Origin of the sequence: Sphingomonas sp. C3-2 (genome assembly GCF_033025475.1) — a bacterium.
Lineage (GTDB): Bacteria > Pseudomonadota > Alphaproteobacteria > Sphingomonadales > Sphingomonadaceae > Sphingobium_A.
In genome coordinates, this window is the sequence record NZ_CP130322.1 from 2,511,408 (window position 1) to 2,529,706 (window position 18,299).

At 65.6% G+C, this 18,299-nt stretch carries 16 protein-coding genes; 4 read left to right on the forward strand and 12 right to left on the reverse strand.

Features of this window, described 5'->3' with window-relative positions; all coding sequences use genetic code 11:
- Position 1 precedes the first annotated feature (1 nt).
- Positions 2-1,303 (forward strand): serine hydrolase, encoded by a 1,302-nt coding sequence (locus QYC26_RS12125; RefSeq protein ID WP_317512482.1) that lies wholly within the window; start codon positions 2-4, stop codon positions 1,301-1,303.
- A gap of 83 nt (positions 1,304-1,386) precedes the next feature.
- On the opposite strand, the gene hutU is transcribed toward QYC26_RS12125, so the two are convergent.
- Genes hutU through hutI form a run of 4 tightly spaced genes read right to left on the reverse strand, consistent with a single transcriptional unit; the run spans position 1,387 to position 6,573 of the window.
- Positions 1,387-3,042 (reverse strand): urocanate hydratase, encoded by a 1,656-nt coding sequence (hutU, locus tag QYC26_RS12130; RefSeq protein WP_317512483.1) that lies wholly within the window; start codon positions 3,040-3,042, stop codon positions 1,387-1,389.
- Entirely contained in the window at positions 3,039-3,842 is an 804-nt protein-coding gene (gene hutG, locus QYC26_RS12135) for an N-formylglutamate deformylase (protein ID WP_317512484.1), read from the reverse strand. The genes hutU and hutG overlap by 4 nt, the downstream gene beginning before the upstream one ends.
- Positions 3,839-5,371: a histidine ammonia-lyase gene (gene hutH, locus QYC26_RS12140; RefSeq protein WP_317512485.1), complete on the reverse strand. Its 1,533-nt coding sequence runs from the start codon at positions 5,369-5,371 to the stop codon at positions 3,839-3,841. The genes hutG and hutH overlap by 4 nt, the downstream gene beginning before the upstream one ends.
- Positions 5,368-6,573, reverse strand: a complete 1,206-nt coding sequence (gene hutI / locus QYC26_RS12145; RefSeq protein ID WP_317512486.1) for an imidazolonepropionase — start codon at positions 6,571-6,573, stop codon at positions 5,368-5,370. The genes hutH and hutI overlap by 4 nt, the downstream gene beginning before the upstream one ends.
- A 45-nt stretch (positions 6,574-6,618) precedes the next feature.
- Here hutI and QYC26_RS12150 point away from each other — a divergent pair, with 45 nt between their 5' ends.
- Both QYC26_RS12150 and QYC26_RS12155 read left to right on the forward strand, forming a co-directional pair.
- On the forward strand, positions 6,619-7,980 hold the full coding sequence (locus QYC26_RS12150; RefSeq protein WP_317512487.1) for a formimidoylglutamate deiminase: 1,362 nt from the start codon (positions 6,619-6,621) through the stop codon (positions 7,978-7,980).
- On the forward strand, positions 7,980-8,687 hold the full coding sequence (locus tag QYC26_RS12155) for a UTRA domain-containing protein (RefSeq protein WP_317512488.1): 708 nt from the start codon (positions 7,980-7,982) through the stop codon (positions 8,685-8,687). The genes QYC26_RS12150 and QYC26_RS12155 overlap by 1 nt, the downstream gene beginning before the upstream one ends.
- On the opposite strand, the gene mtnA is transcribed toward QYC26_RS12155, so the two are convergent.
- The 4 genes from mtnA to QYC26_RS12175 are packed head-to-tail and all read right to left on the reverse strand — an operon-like array spanning position 8,665 to position 11,532.
- The gene (mtnA, locus tag QYC26_RS12160) at positions 8,665-9,723 is read right to left on the reverse strand and encodes an S-methyl-5-thioribose-1-phosphate isomerase (protein ID WP_317512489.1); all 1,059 of its coding nucleotides are present in this window, start codon (positions 9,721-9,723) and stop codon (positions 8,665-8,667) included. The genes QYC26_RS12155 and mtnA overlap by 23 nt on opposite strands.
- The gene (mtnC, locus tag QYC26_RS12165) at positions 9,720-10,364 is read right to left on the reverse strand and encodes an acireductone synthase (RefSeq protein ID WP_411197651.1); all 645 of its coding nucleotides are present in this window, start codon (positions 10,362-10,364) and stop codon (positions 9,720-9,722) included. The genes mtnA and mtnC overlap by 4 nt, the downstream gene beginning before the upstream one ends.
- Entirely contained in the window at positions 10,364-10,903 is a 540-nt protein-coding gene (locus QYC26_RS12170; protein WP_317512491.1) for a cupin domain-containing protein, read from the reverse strand. Before QYC26_RS12170 ends, mtnC begins: the two co-directional genes overlap by 1 nt.
- Positions 10,900-11,532, reverse strand: coding sequence for a methylthioribulose 1-phosphate dehydratase (locus QYC26_RS12175; RefSeq protein ID WP_317512492.1), 633 nt, complete (start codon positions 11,530-11,532; stop codon positions 10,900-10,902). The genes QYC26_RS12170 and QYC26_RS12175 overlap by 4 nt, the downstream gene beginning before the upstream one ends.
- Before the next feature lie 120 nt (positions 11,533-11,652).
- Between QYC26_RS12175 and QYC26_RS12180 the strand changes: the two genes are divergently transcribed.
- Positions 11,653-12,804, forward strand: a complete 1,152-nt coding sequence (locus tag QYC26_RS12180) for an aminotransferase (protein WP_317512493.1) — start codon at positions 11,653-11,655, stop codon at positions 12,802-12,804.
- A gap of 6 nt (positions 12,805-12,810) precedes the next feature.
- Here QYC26_RS12180 and QYC26_RS12185 read toward each other — a convergent pair whose 3' ends face one another.
- From QYC26_RS12185 to QYC26_RS12200, 4 genes are all read right to left on the reverse strand, one after another.
- A complete protein-coding gene (locus QYC26_RS12185) occupies positions 12,811-13,155 on the reverse strand; it encodes a hypothetical protein (protein ID WP_317512494.1) in 345 nt (114 codons plus the stop codon).
- A 121-nt stretch (positions 13,156-13,276) separates the two neighbouring features.
- A complete protein-coding gene (purU, locus tag QYC26_RS12190; RefSeq protein WP_317512495.1) occupies positions 13,277-14,128 on the reverse strand; it encodes a formyltetrahydrofolate deformylase in 852 nt (283 codons plus the stop codon).
- A gap of 11 nt (positions 14,129-14,139) precedes the next feature.
- A complete protein-coding gene (locus QYC26_RS12195; RefSeq protein ID WP_317512496.1) occupies positions 14,140-16,158 on the reverse strand; it encodes a GMC family oxidoreductase in 2,019 nt (672 codons plus the stop codon).
- Positions 16,159-16,263: 105 nt separating this feature from the next.
- The gene (locus tag QYC26_RS12200; protein ID WP_317512497.1) at positions 16,264-18,213 is read right to left on the reverse strand and encodes a S9 family peptidase; all 1,950 of its coding nucleotides are present in this window, start codon (positions 18,211-18,213) and stop codon (positions 16,264-16,266) included.
- Positions 18,214-18,299: the final 86 nt, after the last annotated feature.

An 18,299-nucleotide genomic window follows, 5' to 3' on the forward strand; every position in this document is an offset into this window, starting at 1 on the left:
TATGATGAATTGGGGTTTGGGCGGCGTTTCCACGGCATGGAAGCGGACAGCGGCGGCATTGACGACGCTTTCGGTGCTGTCGGCATGCAGCACGGTGGTGCCGCCATCGGCCAACGCCCCGTCGCGTTCGACGCGGACCGCCGAGCAGCCGCGTGTTCAGCCCCGCCCGCAGCCGCAACAACAGCAACAGGCGCGCACCCAGCCGCGCCCTCAGCCACAGCAGCGCCAGCCGCAGGCACGGCCTCAACCGCCGCGTCAGCAGCAGCAAGCACGCGTCCAGCCCCGCCCCGCGGCGCAGGGGGCGACGCCGCGCCCGCCGGTGAGCACGCCCGCCGCGCGGCCCGCCGAACGCGTGGCGCAGGCGCCCCAGTCGCTTCAGCAGGCGATCCGCATGCTCGGTTCGGGCTTTGACGGGCAGGTGGGCATTGCGGTGCGCGACGTGCATGCGGGCTGGGTGGTCGAGTGGAACGGCACGACGCCGATGCCCCAGCAGAGCGTGAGCAAGCTGTGGGTGGCCTCGACATTGCTTGATCAGGTCGATCAGGGGCGGCGTTCGCTGTCCGACACAACGCTCATCACGCCGGGGGATCTGACGCTCTTTCACCAGCCGATCCGCCAGTTTGTGGGCAAGGACGGCTATCGTGCCTCGCTCTCGTCACTGCTCGAACGCGCGATGACGCAAAGCGACAATACCGCCAACGACACGCTGCTGCGCACCGTTGGCGGGCCGACCGCGGTGCGCGATTTCTTCGCGCGCAAGCAGATCAACGGCATCCGTTTCGGCCCCGGCGAACGGCTGTTGCAGAGCGGGATTGCCGGGATGAGCTGGAAACAGGAATATTCGGTCGGCAACGCCTTTTACACCGCGCGCGCCAATCTGCCGATGACGACGCGTCAGGCCGCGCTCGACCGTTATCTGGCCGATCCGATGGACGGTGCCACTGCAATCGGGATGGTCGAGGCGCTCGCCAAGCTGAAGCGCGGCGAACTGCTTTCGCCCCGGTCCACCGATTATCTCATCACCACGATGCAAGCATCGCGCACCGGCCCGCGCCGCCTGCGCGGCGGCGTCGCGCCCGGCTGGATGTTCGGGCACAAGACGGGGACGGGGCAGGAGCTTTCGGGGCGCGCGACGGGCTATAACGATGTCGGTTTGCTCACCGCGCCCGATGGCCGCACCTATGCGGTGGCGGTGCTGATCGGCGCCACCCGCCGCCCGATCATCGAACGCATGCAACTGATGCAGGCGGTGAGCCGTGCGGTGGTTGCCAGCCATCAGGTGCCGGGCATGGTTGCCGACTGACCGCATAGTTTACTGAGGGAAAAAGAAACGCCCGGTCTTTGGAGTAAGGCCGGGCGTTTTTTCTTGGTCGCTCAGGCGGGTGCTCAGAGGATGGCGGGGAGGTCCAGCCCCTGTTCGCGGGCGCAGTCCTTCGCGATGTCGTAACCCGCATCGGCGTGGCGCATCACGCCGGTGGCGGGATCGTTCCACAGCACGCGTTCGAGGCGGCGATCGGCATCCTCGCTGCCGTCGCACACGATGACCATGCCGCTATGCTGCGAATAGCCCATGCCGACGCCGCCCCCATGATGCAGCGAGACCCAGGTCGCCCCGCTGGCGGTGTTGAGCAGCGCGTTGAGGAGCGGCCAGTCGGACACGGCGTCCGATCCGTCCATCATCGCTTCGGTTTCGCGATTGGGGCTGGCGACTGAACCGGAATCGAGATGGTCGCGGCCGATGACGATCGGCGCCTTCAGTTCGCCGTTGCGGACCATTTCGTTGAAGGCGAGGCCAAGCCGGTGGCGATCGCCGAGCCCGACCCAGCAGATGCGCGCGGGCAGGCCCTGGAAATGGATACGCTCGGCCGCCATGTCGAGCCAGTTGTGCAGATGCGCGTTATCGGGAAGCAGTTCCTTCACCTTGGCATCGGTCTTTGCGATGTCCTCGGGATCGCCCGACAGCGCCGCCCAGCGGAACGGACCGATGCCCCGGCAGAAGAGCGGGCGGATATAGGCGGGCACAAAACCGGGGAAATCGAAGGCGTTCTCGACGCCCTCGTCCTTGGCGACCTGACGGATATTATTGCCGTAATCGACGGTCGGGATGCCCTGATTCCAGAAATCGAGCATCGCGCGGACATGCACCGCCATCGAGGCACGCGCGGCCTTTTCCACCGAGGCGGGATCGTTTTCGCGCGCCGCCATCCACTGGTCGAGCGTCCAGCCGGCGGGGAGATAGCCGTTGATCGGATCATGCGCCGATGTCTGGTCGGTCACCGCATCGGGGCGCACGCCGCGCCGGACCAGTTCGGGATAAACCTCGGCCGCATTGCCGAGAAGACCGACCGAAACCGGGGTCTTTGCGTTCATCATGATGTCGAGCGCTTCGTCGAGGCTGTCGGTCTGGCGATCGAGATAGCCTGTGCGCAGGCGCATTTCGATGCGGCTGGGCTGGCATTCGACGGCAAGGCATGAGGCGCCCGCCATCGTTGCGGCCAGCGGCTGGGCCCCGCCCATGCCGCCAAGCCCGGCGGTGAGGATCCATTTGCCCGAAAGATCGCCGCCGAAATGCTGGCGCCCCATTTCGACAAAGGTTTCATAGGTACCCTGAACGATGCCCTGCGTGCCGATATAGATCCAGCTGCCCGCGGTCATCTGCCCGTACATCATCAACCCGGCGCGATCGAGTTCGTGGAAATGATCCCAGTTCGCCCATTGCGGGACGAGGTTGGAATTGGCGATTAGCACGCGCGGGGCATCCTTGTGGGTGCGGAACACGCCCACCGGCTTGCCCGACTGGACGAGCAGCGTCTGATCATCGTCCAGACGCTTCAGCGTCTCGACGATCTTGTCGAAGCTGGCCCAATCGCGCGCGGCGCGGCCGATGCCACCATAGACCACCAGTTCCTGCGGGTTTTCGGCCACATCGGGATCGAGATTGTTCATCAGCATCCGCAGCGGCGCTTCGGTGAGCCAGCTTTTGGCGCTGATCTCGGCGCCCTTGGGGCTGCGGATCACGCGGCTATTGTCGAGACGGTTCATGGATGGTCCTTCGCGAAGATGAGGCAGGCCGCCAGCGCGGCCTGAAGAATGGTCTGGAGAGGGGCGGCGCGCGCTGGATCCCAGGGCGCGGGGAAGGGACTGGCTTCATCGAGATAGCCGCGCATCGCGAGTTCCATCTGGATCGCGTGAACCCCCGTGTCCGGCGCGCCGTAATGGCGGGTGATCCAGCCGCCGCGAAAGCGACCATTGGTGACGCGGCCAAGCCCGGACGCGTCACAGGCGGCCTCAACGGCGCTTGTCAGCAAGGCGGCACAGCTGGTGCCGCCATTGGTGCCGATATTGAATTGCGGCAATTCGCCCGCGAACAGGCGCGGCACATGGCTGCGGATCGAATGGGCATCGTAGAGCACGATATGCGGGTGAAGCGCCCTGAGTCGCACGATCTCATTAGAAATCGCGTAGTGATAGGGAGCAAACCAGCGCGCGCGCCGCCGGGCGATCTCTTCGGCCCCCGGCTGGCGGCCGGGCGCATAGAGCGCGGTGCCGTCGAAGCTGGTGGTGGGGCAGAGTTCGGTGGTCGCCTGCCCCGGATAGAGGGAGGCGCCCGATGGATCGCGGTTCATGTCGATCGCGCTGCGCGAAATATCGGTGCGGATCACCGTTGCGCCCATGTCTGCGGCGAAAGCGTAGAGCCGCTCGACATGCAGGTCGGCATCGCCCTGCGCGAGGGCGGGCGAGACGAAATCGTCCGCGATCTCGGGCGGGATACGCGTCCCGGCATGGGGGATGCTCACGATGAGGGGCATCTCCCCCCGGCTGATGTGCAGCCAGTCGTTCATGCGCGGTCGGACACGGCGGGCAGCTGGGTGAGGTCGCTCAGCTTGCCGTCCGAAATCAGCGCGGTCGCGGCGAGGATATCGGGGTGGAAATGGCGATCATCCTCAAGATGCGGAACATCGGCGCGCAGCAGGCCGCGTGCAGCCTCGAGGCTGGTGCTCGAGGTCAGCGGTGCATGGAAATCGCAGCCCTGAACGGCCGCCAGATATTCGATCGCAAGCACACCGGCCAGATTGTCCGCCATGCCCATCAGGCGGCGCGCGCCGTGCGCGGCCATCGAGACATGATCTTCCTGATTGGCCGAGGTCGGGATCGAATCGACGCTTGCGGGATAGGCCTTTTGCTTGTTTTCCGAAACCAGCGCGGCGGCGGTTACCTGCGGGATCATGAAGCCCGAATTGAGGCCCGGCTTGGGGGTGAGGAAGGCAGGCAGGCCCGAAAGCGCGGGATCGACGAGCATCGCGATGCGGCGTTCGGAAATCGAGCCGATCTCGCACAGCGCCATCGCGATCATGTCTGCCGCAAAGGCCACCGGCTCGGCATGGAAATTGCCGCCCGAAAGCGCTTCGTCGGCCTCGGCGAAGATGAGAGGATTGTCCGACACGCCGTTCGCTTCGGTGCCGAGCGTGTCTGCCGCCTGGCGCAGCAGATCGAGCACCGCGCCCATCACCTGCGGCTGGCAGCGCAGGCAATAGGGATCCTGCACGCGCGGATCTTCGGTCTGGTGCGACGCGCGGATCGCGGAACCGGCCATCAGGGTGCGCAGCGCGGCTGCGGTTTCCATCTGCCCCTTGTGGCGGCGCACCTGATGGATGCGCGGATCGAACGGCGTGTCCGAACCCTTGGCGGCTTCGGTCGACAGCGCGCCGGTGATCAGCGCGGTACGGAACAGCTTTTCCGCCTCGAACAGCCCGGCCAGCGCATTGGCGCACGAGAATTGCGTGCCGTTCAGCAGCGCGAGGCCTTCCTTGGGGCCCAGCGTCAGCGGTGCAAGCCCGGCGTCTGCGAGCGCTTGAACCGCGTCCACGCGCGTATCGCCGACATAGATATCACCGACGCCGATCATGGCGGCGGCCATGTGCGACAGCGGCGCCAGATCGCCCGAGGCGCCGACCGAGCCTTGCGCCGGGATCACCGGGGTCAGGCCCTTGGCGAGCATTGCCTCAAGCAGCGCGATCGTTGCCGGGCGGACGCCCGATACACCCTGCGCGAGGCTGGCGAGCTTCAACGCCATCATCAGGCGCGCGACGGGAATGGGCATCGGCTCGCCCACGCCGGCGGCATGGCTCAGCACGATATTGCGCTGAAGCGTTTCGAGGTCGGCATCGCCGATCCGCACGCTTGCCAGCTTACCGAAACCGGTGTTGATCCCGTAAACGGGGGCGCCCTTGGCCAGAATGCGTTCCACCGCCGCTGCGCTTTCGGCGATCAGCGGATGCGCGGAGGCATCCAGCACCGGCGTTGCGCCGCGATAGATGGCGCGCCAGTCGGCAAGCGGCACATGGCCGGGGCGGATCGTGATGTTGCTCATAGTCCCTTCCACACACGTGCATGGAGCGGGTTCGCCCCCATGCGGTACACAAGTTCGGCGGGGCGCTCGACGTCCCAGATCGCAAGATCGCAGGACTTGCCGGGTTCGAGCGTCCCGATTTCGGAAGACAGCCCCAGCGCGCGCGCGGCTTCGCGCGTCACGCCGGCAAGGCATTCGTCCACGGTGAGGCGGAACAGCGTTGCGCCCATGTTCATCGCCAGCAGGATCGAAGTGAGCGGCGAGGTGCCTGGATTGCAATCGGTTGCGATCGCGATCGGCACGCCCGCCGCGCGCAGCGCCGCGACCGGGGGCAGTTGATGTTCGCGCGTGAAATAATAGGCGCCGGGCAGCAGCGTCGCGACAGTGCCCGAACGCGCCATCGCGGCGATCCCGTCGGCATCCAGATATTCGAGATGATCGGCCGACAAGGCATCATGGCGCGCGGCCAGCGCCGCGCCGCCAAGGTTCGACAACTGTTCGGCGTGCAGCTTTACCGCAAGGCCGTTTGCGCGGGCGGCCGCGAACACGCGCGCGATCTGCGCGGGCGAAAATCCGATCCCCTCGCAAAAGCCGTCCACGGCATCGGCGAGCCCCTCGGCGGCGGCGGCCGGGATCATCTCGCGACAGATCAGATCGATATAGCCATCGGCATCCCCTGCGAATTCGGGGGGAAGGGCATGCGCGCCGAGCAATGTCGTCACCACGCGGACACCGCGTTCCTGCCCCAGCCTGCGCGCGACGCGCAGCATCTTCAGCTCGCTTTCGGTCGACAGCCCGTAACCGGACTTGATCTCGATCGTCGTCAGCCCCTCGGCGATCAGCCGATCGAGCCGGATGCGTGCGCTGGCAAGAAGCGCGTCCTCCTCCGCCGCGCGCGTCGCCTTCATCGTCGAGACGATACCGCCGCCTGCGCGGGCGATCTCTTCATAGCTTGCGCCCGTCAGACGCAGCTCGAATTCGTGCGCGCGGTTGCCGCCATGGACGAGGTGGGTGTGGCAATCGATCAGCCCGGGGGTGATCCAGCGCCCCGCGCAATCGACGATCTCGGCCGCATCCAGCGCGGGATCATCGGCGCCGACATAGGCGATTCGGCCCGCGCGCGCGCCGATGGCACCGGTTTCGATAACGCCATCAGCGCTCATCGTGGCGATGCGCGCGTTGCGCCAGAGGCGATCGAACATGAGGTTTGCCGGAGAGGTCATGCACATAGACTTGAACATATTTTTTAATATGTCTAGTCATATTGAATGACTGATGCATCAACCGCTCTTTGGTTCGAAAACGCCCTGCTGCCTGACGGGTGGGCAAAAAATGTCCGCGTCGGGATGGCGGGTGGCTGTGTAACTTATGTCACCCTGGGCGATCCCCAGCCGGGCGACGAGCGCCATGCCATCGGCGTTCCGGGCATGTGCAACGTCCATAGCCACGGCTTTCAGCGGGCGATGGCGGGGCTCACCGAATATCGCGGCGAAGGCGGCGCGCGCGACGATTTCTGGAGCTGGCGCGCGCTGATGTACCGGTTTCTCGACCGGCTCGACCCCGACGATGTCGAGGCGATCACCGCGCAGGCCTATGTCGAGATGCTCGAGACCGGCTACACCCGTGTCGGCGAATTTCACTATCTTCACAATGACCCGGCGGGGGCCCGCTATGCCGATCCCGCCGAAATGGCGGGGCGGATCGTCGCGGCATCGGACCAGTCGGGCATCGGGCTGACCCTGCTTCCGGTCTTTTACGCGCATTCCAATTTCGGCGGCGTGGCGCCTACCCATGGGCAGCGGCGCTTCATCAGCGATGTCGAGGGCTTTGCCCTGCTCCGCGAAAAGAGCGCAGCGCTGCTTTCGGGCGACGCCAATATCGGGATTGCGCCGCACAGCCTGCGCGCGGTGACCGAAGGGGAACTGAGCGACCTGCTCGCACTCGCCCCCGATGGCCCCGTCCATATGCATGCTGCCGAGCAGGTCGGCGAGGTCGAGGCGAGCGTGGCGTTCAGCGGGCTGCGCCCGGTGGAATGGTTGCTGCGCCATGCCGGGCTCGACGCGCGCTGGTGCCTTGTCCATGCAACGCATCTGACCGAGGCCGAATGCGATGCGCTGGCCGCGAGCGGGGCGGTTGCGGGGCTGTGTCCGATCACCGAGGCCAATCTGGGCGACGGGATCTTTCCCGCCGCGCGCTATCTGGCCGCAGGCGGTGCGATCGGCACCGGCACGGATTCGAACATCCTGATCGACATGGCGGGCGAGGTGCGCATGATCGAATATGCGCAGCGCCTGCAACACCGCGCGCGCAATGTGCTGGCGACCGACGACCGGACGACGGGCACGCGCCTGTTCCTAGAAACGCTGGCGGGTGGCGCGCAGGCGCTGGGCGTGCGGCATGGAATCGCGCCCGGCGTTGCGGCGGATATCGTCTCGCTTGCCCCCGATCACCGCGCGCTGGTTGGCCGCGGGGCGGAGCAGTTGCTCGACAGCTGGCTGTTCGCCGCGCGGACGAGCCCCATTGACTGTGTTTGGCGTGCGGGCAAACGGGTGGTAACGGGCGGGCGACATCACGCCGCCGAAACGATCGGCGCGCGGTTCGAACGGATAATGAGGAAGCTGCTTGCCTGATGGCTGAAGAGATGACCCTCGACGCGCGCATCCGCGGCGATATCGAAAACGGTATCCGGCAGGGAACGCTGAAGCCGGGGGATCGGATTCCTTTCGAGCATGAACTGGCGGTTCAATATGGCTGCGCGCGCGCCACCGTCAGCAAGGCGCTGACCGCGCTGAGCCGGGCAGGGTTGATCGAGCGGCGCCGGCGGGCGGGATCATTCGTCGCCTATCCGCATGTGCAGTCGGCGGTGCTCGACGTGCCCGATATCGGATCGGTGATCGCGGCGCGCGGGGACAGCTATCATTATGCGCTTCTGGCGCGCGAGGAATTTTCGGGGCACGGCGAACAGCCCCTGGGTGTCAAAGGCCCGGTGATCCGGCTGGAGGGGGTGCATCACGCGGCGAGCCACCCCTTTGGCTATGAAGAGCGCCTGATCAATCTGTCGGCGGTGCCCGAAGCGCGTGAGTTGAGCTTTGCCGATGAAGCGCCCGGTTCCTGGCTGCTTGGCCATGTGCCGTGGAGCGACGCGCGCCACCGGATTGCGGCGGTGACGGCGGATGCGCGCATCGCCAGACTGCTCGGCATCGCGTCAGGCACGGCGTGCCTTCAGCTTGAACGCTGGACGTGGAAGATGGGGACGCCGATCACCTGGGTCCTGCAGGTTTTCCCCGGCGACCGTTACGATCTGGTCGCTGAATTTACGCCGCAATCGACGGGATAGCCGACAGTACGCCGCGTTCGGTGACGTACCCCGTCACCAGCCGTGCGGGGGTGATGTCGAACGCCGGGTTGAACGCGTTGGAATTGGTGACGCGCACCGTCTCGATGCCATTGGCTGTCGGCCCGGTCAGCAGTGTCACTTCTTCGGCCGCGCGCTCCTCGATCTCGACCGCATCGCCGCTGGGCGTGTTTGGATCGAAGGTGGTGTAGGGCAGCGCGACATAGAAGGGCACGCCATTATCATGCGCGGCCAGTGCTTTCAGATAGGTCCCGATCTTGTTGCAGACATCGCCATTGGCGGTGACGCGGTCGGTGCCGACGATCACGAGATCGACCTGCCCGCGCTGCATGAGCAGTCCGCCGGTATTGTCGGCGATCACGGTATGCGGCACGCCGTGCCCCGCCAGTTCGAACGCGGTCAGCAGCGCGCCCTGATTGCGCGGGCGCGTTTCATCGACCCAGACATGGACAGGAATGCCTTCGTCCTGCGCCAGATAAATGGGGGCGGTGGCGGTGCCGTAATCGACCGTCGCGAGCCAACCGGCGTTGCAATGGGTGAGGATGTTGACCGGCCGGCCGGGATTGCGGGCGTGGAGCGTGCGAAGCAGCGCCAGGCCATGTTCGCCGATCGCGCGGTTGAGCGCGACGTCTTCGTCACAGATCGCATCCGCGCGGGCAAAGGCGGCTTCGGCGCGCTCGGCCGGGGGCAGCGGGCCAACCGCATTGGCGATCACGTCGATCGCCCAGCGCAGGTTGATCGCGGTCGGGCGGGTGGCGACGAGCATGGCGTGATGCGCGTCGAGCGCGGCATCGGAGGGATCGCGCGCAAGCGCCATGGCAAGGCCATAAGCGGCGGTGGCGCCGATCAGCGGCGCGCCGCGTGTCCACATTTCGCGGATGGCGCGCGCTGCGTCTTCGGCGCTGCGCAGTTCGACCCAGACGATTTCCCAGGGCAGCCGACGCTGATCCATGATCCGGACGCCCGCGCCATCGGCGGTGCGTTCGATCGAGCGGCGGTGAACCCCCTCCAGCTTCACAGTTCGATACCTGCAAAGGACGCGATGTCGCCGCTGCCGCCATCGCGGTCGATATGCAGCACCTGCATCCCGGCCGCCCGCGCGGCGGCAATTTCCTGTGCATTGTCGGACAGGAACAGGATCTCGGCGGCGGGCAGGCCGATCTCGCCCGCGATATGGCGATAGGATTGCGCGTCGCGCTTGGGGCCGGAGCTGGTGTCGAAATAGCCCGAGAAAAGCGGCGTCAGATCGCCCGCATTGCTGTAGCCGAAAATGAGTTTCTGCGCGGCGATCGAGCCCGACGAATAGACATAGAGCGCCAGACCCTGGGCGTGCCAGCGGCGCAGCGCATCGACGGCATCGGGATAGACATGGCCTTTCAACGTGCCGTCGGCATAGCCTTCCGCCCAGATCAGGCCCTGCAGCGTCTTGAGCGGGGTGGCCTTGCGGTCCTCGTCGATCCAGCGGAGCAGCGTCTCGACGGGATCGCCGGCTTCCTCTGCCCGAACCGCATCCAGCAACGGGGCGGTTTCGGCCGGATGCGCGGCGACATAATCGGCCAGCCGCGTACGGGCATAGGGAAAGAGCGTATCGGTGACGAAGGCGATGCTGCTGGTCGTACCCTCGATATCGGTGAGGACGGCTTTTACCGGGCCGGGCATCATGCGGCTCCCTTTTCGAAACGCGGAAAGCGATCGGCAATCGCATCGCCGGTCATGTGCGCAACCCAGCCATCCGGGTTGACGAAGAGGCGGATGGCGGTGAAACGCGGCTCCGCCCCCATATCGAACCAGTGGCGCATATTGGCGGGCACGGCGATGAGATCGCCTCTGGTGCACAGCAGGTTGAAGACGCGGCCATCCTCGTGCAGCGTGAACAGCCCTTCGCCTTCGACGAAGAAGCGGACCTCATCCTCCGCGTGACGATGTTCGGAGAGGAATTTCTGGCGCAGGGCCGCACGATCGGGATGATCGGGCGCCATCGCAATGACGTCGACCGACTGATAGCCACCCGATTTCTTGAGGCGCGCGATCTCTTCGGCATAAACGCCAAGCGCATCGTCGGCTGCGCAATCCTGCACCGGCCAGCGTTCGAAGCGGACGCCGATGGGCGCGAGCGCGGCCGCGATCTGGAGGGGATCGTCGGTCGTCTCCAGCGGCGTGCCGGGATCGGCCTCATGATAGATGGCAAGCTGGCTCATGCGGGCAATTCCTGTCTGAAGAGGCGCTCGGCGCGCTCGGCTTCGATCAGCCATTCGGTCGCCTCGATCACGCGTTCGGCCTCGGCCATGTCGCGGCCCCAGCCATACAGCCCGTGGCTGCGGATAAGATAGGCCGGGGGAACTGCTGCCTCAATCAGGCGCGGGGCGATCGCATCTTCGATCACCTGCATGTCCTGACTGTTATCGACAATGGGAAGGGTGATCTCGGTGTCGTGCGTGGTGATGCCGGGATAGGCCTTGAGCAGTTCCTGACCACGGATCGTCCAGCCATCCCGGCCGCTGAGTGCGCGGGTTAGCCCTACGGCGGAGGGGGAGTGGCTGTGGAGCACCGCGCCGATATCGGGAAACAGGCGATAGATTTGCAGGTGCAGGGCGGTTTCGGCCGAGGGACGCTTGCCGTCGAGCGAGCGGCCATCGGCACCCACGACCATCACGTCCTCCTCGGTCAGCCTGCCCTTGTGCTTGCCCGACACGGTGACCGCGAAATTCCCGTCGTCGAGGCGCACCGAATAATTGCCCGCCGTGGCGGGCGCCCAGCCGCGACCGTCGAGCCAGCGGCCCACCGCGACGATGGCCGGACGGGCCGCCTGCAAGGAAATGCTTACCATGACAATGCCATAGCCACTGCGCGCCACATGTCCCAAGCCCTTTCATGCTATCTGGCTGACAAGAGAATATTTCATTCGCGGCGACGCGTAACCGGCGCGCTTTGTGGTAATCAGCCTTGCATGAACCCGCTTTATGCCCAGATGCCCGCCACGATCTTTGAGAAGATGTCGGCGCTTGCCCGTGAAACGGGCGCGATCAATCTGGGGCAGGGCTTTCCGGATTCGAACGGGCCCGAGGATGTGGTGGCGGCGGCCGCGCGCGCGCTGTCCGAACAGTCGAACCAATATCCGCCAATGGCGGGCTTGCCGGTGCTGCGCCAGGCGATTGCCGATCATTACCGTGTGCATCAGGCGATCGACCTCGACTGGCAGAGCGAGGTGACGGTGACCTCTGGCGCGACCGAGGCGCTGGCGGCGGCGATCTTCGCGCTTGTTTCGCCGGGCGATGAGGTGGTGCTGATCCAGCCGATGTATGACGCCTATCTGCCGCTGGTGCTGCGCGCGGGCGGCGTGCCCAAGCTGGTGAAGCTGCAACCGCCCGAATGGCGGCTGACCGAAGCGGCGCTGGCGGCGGCCTTTTCACCGCGTACGCGGCTGGCGATCCTCAACAACCCGCTCAACCCCACGGCGACGGTCTTTTCGCGCGCCGAGCTGGAGCTTTTGGCCCACTACATCGTCGCGCATGATGCGTTGCTGATCAGCGACGAGGTGTGGGAGCATATCGTTTTCGACGGGCAGGCACATATCCCGGTGATGGCGATGCCGGGCATGCGCGACCGGACGGTGAAGATCGGATCGGGCGGCAAGATATTCTCGCTGACCGGCTGGAAGGTGGGCTGGATGTGTGCGGCACCCGCGCTCACCCATGCGATTTCACGCGCGCACCAGTTCCTCACCTTCACCACGCCGCCCAATTTGCAGGCGGCGGTGGCGCATGGGCTGGGCAAGAACATGGATTATTTCGTGACCATGCGCGCAGAGTTTGCGCGGGCACGCGACCGGCTGTCGGCGGGCTTGAGCGCGGCGGGCTGGGCGGTGTTGCCGAGTGCGGGCACCTATTTCCTGTCGATCGACCTGGCGTCTTCGGGCGTGACGCTGCCCGATGATCAGTTCTGCGAGCAACTGGTGCGCGAAGCGGGCGTGGCCGCAATCCCGGTTTCGGCCTTTTATGCCGACGATCCGGTACGCTCGGTCGTGCGCCTGTGCTTTGCCAAGAAGGACGACACGCTGGACGGCGCGATCGAACGGCTGCGCGCGGTGCGCCAGCGCTGAACGTCTTTAGCGCGAGGTGCGGCTGACCACCGTTGCCAGACCGTTGGGGTTGACGGTGATCAGATGCCAGTTCCCGTCATCGCATTTGGCGCGCCATGTCGTGTCGCCGGCATGTTCGGATTCGACCACGTCCTGACAGGATAGCCCGGCATCGCGGATGGCGCGGAACAAAACGGCCTCGCGCGCGGACTTGGGCAGCTTGGCCACCTCGGCGGCGGCGTTGGGCGCGGTGGCATTTTGTGCGTTGGCCGCTTCCGCAGGCGCTTGCGCATTGTCTGCCGGTTTGCCGCAGGCGGCGAGCATGAGGGCGGGCAGCAGGGTCGGCAGGGCAACCAGAAAGACGTGCTTCATAATGCCTCCTTTTCCTGATGACGGAGGATCATGGTTTCGAGCGTCTTCGGCTATGCGTAAATTAACGCACGGGGTGCGGCCCTTGGGCGGCGGGGTTCGCGGCCACCGCCCAAGCATAGTGTCAGCGGAAAACGACCGTACGGTGGCCGTTCATCAGGACGCGGCGCTCGGCGTGCCAGCTGACCGCGCGGGCAAGCACGACATTTTCGACGTCGCGACCGGCGGCGACCATTTCATCGGCGCTGGTTGCGTGATCGACGCGGATCACTTCCTGTTCGATGATCGGGCCTTCGTCGAGATCAGGCGTAACATAATGCGCGGTGGCCCCGATCAGCTTGACGCCGCGGCGGTGCGCCTGGTGATAGGGCTTGGCGCCCTTGAAGCTGGGGAGGAAGCTGTGGTGGATGTTGATCGCCCGGCCGGCCAGCGCGCGGCACAGATCGTTCGACAGCACCTGCATGTAGCGCGCGAGCACCAGCAGTTCGCAGCCCTCGGCATCGAACAGCTCAAGCAGGCGCGCCTCGGCCGCGGGCTTGGTTTCGGGGGTTACCGGGATGAGGTGAAACGGGATGTTCCGCTGTGCGGCCACCGTTTCGAAATCATTGTGGTTCGACACGATCCCCGCAATCTCGATCGGCAGCGCGCCGATTTCGTGGCGATAGAGGAGATCGTTCAGGCAATGGCCGAAGCGCGAGACCATGAGGATGGTGCGCGGGCGGTGGCTGGCGTCGCTGATCTGCCAATCCATGTTGTAGCGCCGCGCGGTGGCCGCAAAACCGGCGCGCAGCGTATCGCCCGACACGCCCGTTTCGCTGGCGAACAACATGCGCAGGAAGAAGCGATTGCTTTCTAGATCGTCATACTGCGCCGATTCAAGGATGTTGCAATCCTGCGTCGCGAGGAAACCGGCGACGGCGGCGACGATGCCGCGCTCGTCGGGACAACTCAGGGTAAGGATATGACGCTCGGACACAAAATTTCCTGTCAGCTGAATGGATCTTTCCGGGAAATCGCGTAATGCGCCATGGCCATGGTGGTCAATTGCGCATTCACCCGAATGCAGCTTGGAAAGACGCTGGCGTCGGTGACGAGCACATTGGCGGTGCCGTGGACCCTGAACTCCATGTCGATCACGCTTGTGCTCGGATCGGTGCCGATCGCGTTGCCGCCCTGCGGGTGCGAACTCGACAAGGTGACGTCGTCGGCCTCCTGAATGCTGTCGCGGTAGAAGGCGTCGATTTCGGCGTCCGTCATCCCCGCCTGCAGCGTCTGGCCGCGCGCGAGCGCGGGATACACCTCCAGCGCGCCGGCGGCGAAGTGTACCTTGGTGAGCGTGGCGAGCGCATCGCGCATCAGGTCCATTTCGCGGGTGCCCAGCTTGAAGCTGAGCTTGCCGCCCTTCATCCGGCCGCAGCGGTCGGCGGGAAAGAGGATGCCCGCCGAGGCAAGACGGTTGTAATTGTGCATCCGGCCGAAATGTTCGCCGAACCAGCCGGGAACCAGCGTCGCCATGCTCATCGGCGGCTGAAAATGGGATTCGAGCAGAAAATCGCCGCGGTCGACATAGGTGGTCATCTGATCCTCGTCCCAGGCGCGCTGGGGGGCGTCTTTGGGCATCAGCGCCACGACCGGGCAGGCGATGTTGAGCGAGATGTTGTCGCCGGCATTGTCGATGCCGCTGTCACCAAGCAGCCGGCTGGAGGCGAGCGCGCCGCCCGCGACGACGACGCCCTTGCGCGCTTGGACAACCTTGCGTGCTCCCGATGGCGTACGGATCTCGACGCCCGAGGCGACGCGCTTGCCGTCGACCTTGTCCTTTTTCCACAGGATGCGGCGCGCCGTTGTGTTGCACAGGATGCGCGCACCACGTTCGCTCGCCTCGCGCAGGCGGGATTGGGGCATTGCATCCTTGCGGCCATAGGCGCAGCCGGTGTTGCAATAGCCGCAATAATTGCAGGCGCGCGGATCGTCCTTGGCGCCGCCCCAGTTCTTGCGGAACCAGCGGGCCGGGGAACGCTTGTCGCGCGCGCTGGTCGATCGTGCGGCAAAGGCGGCCCAGCCGCGCAGCATGTGCGGGCCGTTATGCCGCCCCGACAGGGGATCCGCCTCGATCACATGAAGCGCGGATTCAACCTGCTCATAGCTGGCGTCGAGCGCCGCGCGCGGGACCGGCGCGCCGAGCGCATGCCACTGGCCGAGCACGTCGTCCGCTTCGGGATGACTATAGCCGTCATGCCGGACACGCAGGCAGATGCCATTGTTGATGACGGTGGAGCCGCCGACGACGCGGCCCTGAAAGACGATGATGTCATTGTCGCGCGTCGTCTGGATGCCGCCGTCGACGAACATGCGCGCGGCCATGCGCTTTTCCTCATGCGTGATGGCCGAGGACGGAAAATTGGGCCCGGCTTCTAGGATGAGGACAGTGTGGCCATATCTGGTGAGTTCGGCAGCCGCAGTGGCGCCGCCCGCGCCCGACCCGATCACGATGACATCGGCTTCGTCAGGAATGGCGGCGGGATCGACAAAGGCCGATGCCGGCAGATCGCGGTTAGGATCGGGCGCGGTGACCGGCACGTCTTCGGATCCGCGCGTGCGGTGACCGGGCAGTTCGAAGCCGAGCGCGTTCAGCACGGGATTGGCGCGGTTGGCGTCCTCGCCCCCGTCCAGCCAGTGGCCGTAATAGCCCGCATAGATAAGCCCGCGAATGCGCGCGAGATCCTGCAGCAGATCGACCTTGGTGCGCTGCAGCCGTTTTTCGATGCGCCGGATGCGGAAGGCAGGGCTGCCCCAGATGAAGAACGGCCCGCCCAGCACGAGCGCAAGCACGAGGAGCGTCCAGCCGATTTCGCGCGGCTTCTTGCCCTCAATCTGGCCGAAAAGATCCTGCATGTTCTCGACGACCTGCGCCGGCGTGATCGCCATTGGCTGGCCATGGAACAGAGCCTCGGTCATCCTGCGCAGGATCAGCGCATGAAGCCGGTTGAACGGGCGGCGCCGCATCGAAATTTCCCCCCAATGTTTCGCTGCGACCCGAAACATAAGGGCTGCTTAGCAGAGCGGGGTCGCGGGCAAAAGCCGCAACCCCCTTCGGCAGTGGACCGGGCGTCAGCCCGCGCTTTGGCTGACGATGGCCGATGACGCGGCGAGCGTGTCGTCCGCCGGTTCGGCGCGGCCGCCAAGGCAGGTGGCCAGAAAATCCTCGGCAATCGCGTTGAAGGCGATGTTGTTTTCGGGGCGCGCAAAGCCGTGCCCTTCATCGGGGAAGAGGACATAGGTCACCGGAATGCCCTTTGCCCGCATCGCGCCGACGATCTGGTCCGATTCCGCCTGATTGACGCGCGGATCGTTCGCGCCCTGACCGATCAGCAGCGGGCGGATGATCCGATCCGCCTTGTAGAGCGGCGAGCGATCCTTGAGCATCTGAAGCCCCTCTGCATGGCGCGGATCGCCCATACGCTGGTGGAACTGCTCGCGCGCGGCTTCCCAATAAGGCGGGATGGTTTCGAGCAGCGTTTCGAGGTTGGACGGCCCGACGATGTCGACGCCGCAGGCAAAGAGCTCGGGCGTGAAGGTAAGGCCGACAAGCGTGGCGTAGCCGCCGTACGATCCACCCATAATCGCGACCTTTTCGGGCTGGGCGATGCCTTCATCCACTGCCCAGCGCACCGCATCGACAAGATCGTCGTGCATGGCGGCGCCCCATTGCAGATCGGCGGCCGAGATGAAGGCCTTGCCGAAGCCGGTCGAGCCCCGGAAATTGACCGAGAGCACGGCATAGCCGCGATTGGCGAGCCACTGGTGATAGGCGTTGAAGGCGAAATTGTCGCGCGCCCAGGGCCCGCCATGGACGAGCAACACCATCGGCAGCGTGTGATCGGGACGCGCAGCGCCTGCCGATGCGGTACCGTGGGGCAGGGTGAGGTAGGAGGGGAGGACGAGCCCGTCGCGCGCGGCGATTTCCACCGGGTGCATGGGGACCAGGGGCGCACCGGCCAGTTCAGGGCGCGTATCGTAAAGCCGGGTGAGCTGGCGGCCGCCGCGATCATAGAGCCAGGCGACGGGCGGGCCAGTGACCGGATCGTTCGAGATCGTCCATTTGTCGTCGGCATCGGTGCGCGAGGTGACGGTGACCGTTCCGTCCAGCTGATCGTGGAGAAAGGCGAGATCGTCGGCCACCGCAGGATCGACTGCGATCCATTCGGGGGTGAGATAGGTGGCCGAATAGGCCTCCACCCGGCCCGTTTTGGGGTTGGCGAGCACCGCGCCGATATCCGCGCGGTCATCTTGGGCGACGATGCTTGTTTCGCCGGTCGCCACGTCCTGCGCGATGAGCGCGGCGGTGTTCCGGCCGCGGCTGTCGATCCAGTAGAGCGTGGTGCCGTCGACCGTGAAGCCGGCGGGCTGGGTGGTGAGCGCGTCGTCGAGCGTGGTGGTGGCAAAGGCTTCGGGTTCGACCGCATTGTCAAGGATGCGGAAGAAATCATAGCCGCCCGCGACATTGGGGCTGAGCGCCATGCGCAGCGTGAGATTGTCGTCGGCGAGAAAGCCCGCAAACCCGTCGCCGCGCAGCACTTCGGTGAGCGCGCCGCTGTTCAGATCGAGGCTATGGATATCGTGCCAGTGCGGATCGCGGTTGTTGAGACCGACGAGAATACGGTCCTTGATCGCGACCGAGGTGCCGATGATCTGGACCACAGTGTTTTCGAACGGGGTGAGGCAGCGTTCGTGCCGCGTGGCGACATCGACGCCGTAGAGCAGGAAATTCTCGTCACCGCTCTTGTCCTGCACGAACAGGAGCGAGCGGCTGTCGGGTGCCCAGATATATTCGCGGATGGGACGGACGGTTTCATGGGTGACCGCGATGGCGTCGCTGAGCGCGTCGATGGGTGCGAGCCAGATGTTCATTACGCCCTGATGCGGTGCGATCCAGCTGAGCCAGCGGCCATCGGGGCTGATGCGTCCGCCCGAACGGCTGGGATTGCCGAAGAGCTTGGCGCGTTCGATCAGGGGCGGGGCAGGGCGGTCGGTGGCCGGGCCGGAGGCGATATCTGTCATAGACCTAGGGAGATAGGCGCAGGCGGCGGCACCGCAAGAGGAAAGCCATATGCGAAAACGCCGGCCACACAGAGTGACCGGCGTCG

Bases quoted from the DNA above. Each gene is read 5' to 3' on its own strand.
- QYC26_RS12125 (WP_317512482.1), top strand. From the start codon at position 2: ATGATGAATTGGGGTTTGGGCGGCGTTTCCACGGCATGGAAGCGGACA.
- hutU (WP_317512483.1), bottom strand. From the start codon at position 3,042: ATGAACCGTCTCGACAATAGCCGCGTGATCCGCAGCCCCAAGGGCGCC.
- hutG (WP_317512484.1), bottom strand. From the start codon at position 3,842: ATGAACGACTGGCTGCACATCAGCCGGGGGGAGATGCCCCTCATCGTG.
- hutH (WP_317512485.1), bottom strand. From the start codon at position 5,371: ATGAGCAACATCACGATCCGCCCCGGCCATGTGCCGCTTGCCGACTGG.
- hutI (WP_317512486.1), bottom strand. From the start codon at position 6,573: ATGACCTCTCCGGCAAACCTCATGTTCGATCGCCTCTGGCGCAACGCG.
- QYC26_RS12150 (WP_317512487.1), top strand. From the start codon at position 6,619: ATGACTGATGCATCAACCGCTCTTTGGTTCGAAAACGCCCTGCTGCCT.
- QYC26_RS12155 (WP_317512488.1), top strand. From the start codon at position 7,980: ATGGCTGAAGAGATGACCCTCGACGCGCGCATCCGCGGCGATATCGAA.
- mtnC (WP_411197651.1), bottom strand. From the start codon at position 10,364: ATGCCCGGCCCGGTAAAAGCCGTCCTCACCGATATCGAGGGTACGACC.
- QYC26_RS12170 (WP_317512491.1), bottom strand. From the start codon at position 10,903: ATGAGCCAGCTTGCCATCTATCATGAGGCCGATCCCGGCACGCCGCTG.
- QYC26_RS12175 (WP_317512492.1), bottom strand. From the start codon at position 11,532: ATGGTAAGCATTTCCTTGCAGGCGGCCCGTCCGGCCATCGTCGCGGTG.
- QYC26_RS12180 (WP_317512493.1), top strand. From the start codon at position 11,653: ATGAACCCGCTTTATGCCCAGATGCCCGCCACGATCTTTGAGAAGATG.
- QYC26_RS12185 (WP_317512494.1), bottom strand. From the start codon at position 13,155: ATGAAGCACGTCTTTCTGGTTGCCCTGCCGACCCTGCTGCCCGCCCTC.
- QYC26_RS12195 (WP_317512496.1), bottom strand. From the start codon at position 16,158: ATGCGGCGCCGCCCGTTCAACCGGCTTCATGCGCTGATCCTGCGCAGG.
- QYC26_RS12200 (WP_317512497.1), bottom strand. From the start codon at position 18,213: ATGACAGATATCGCCTCCGGCCCGGCCACCGACCGCCCTGCCCCGCCC.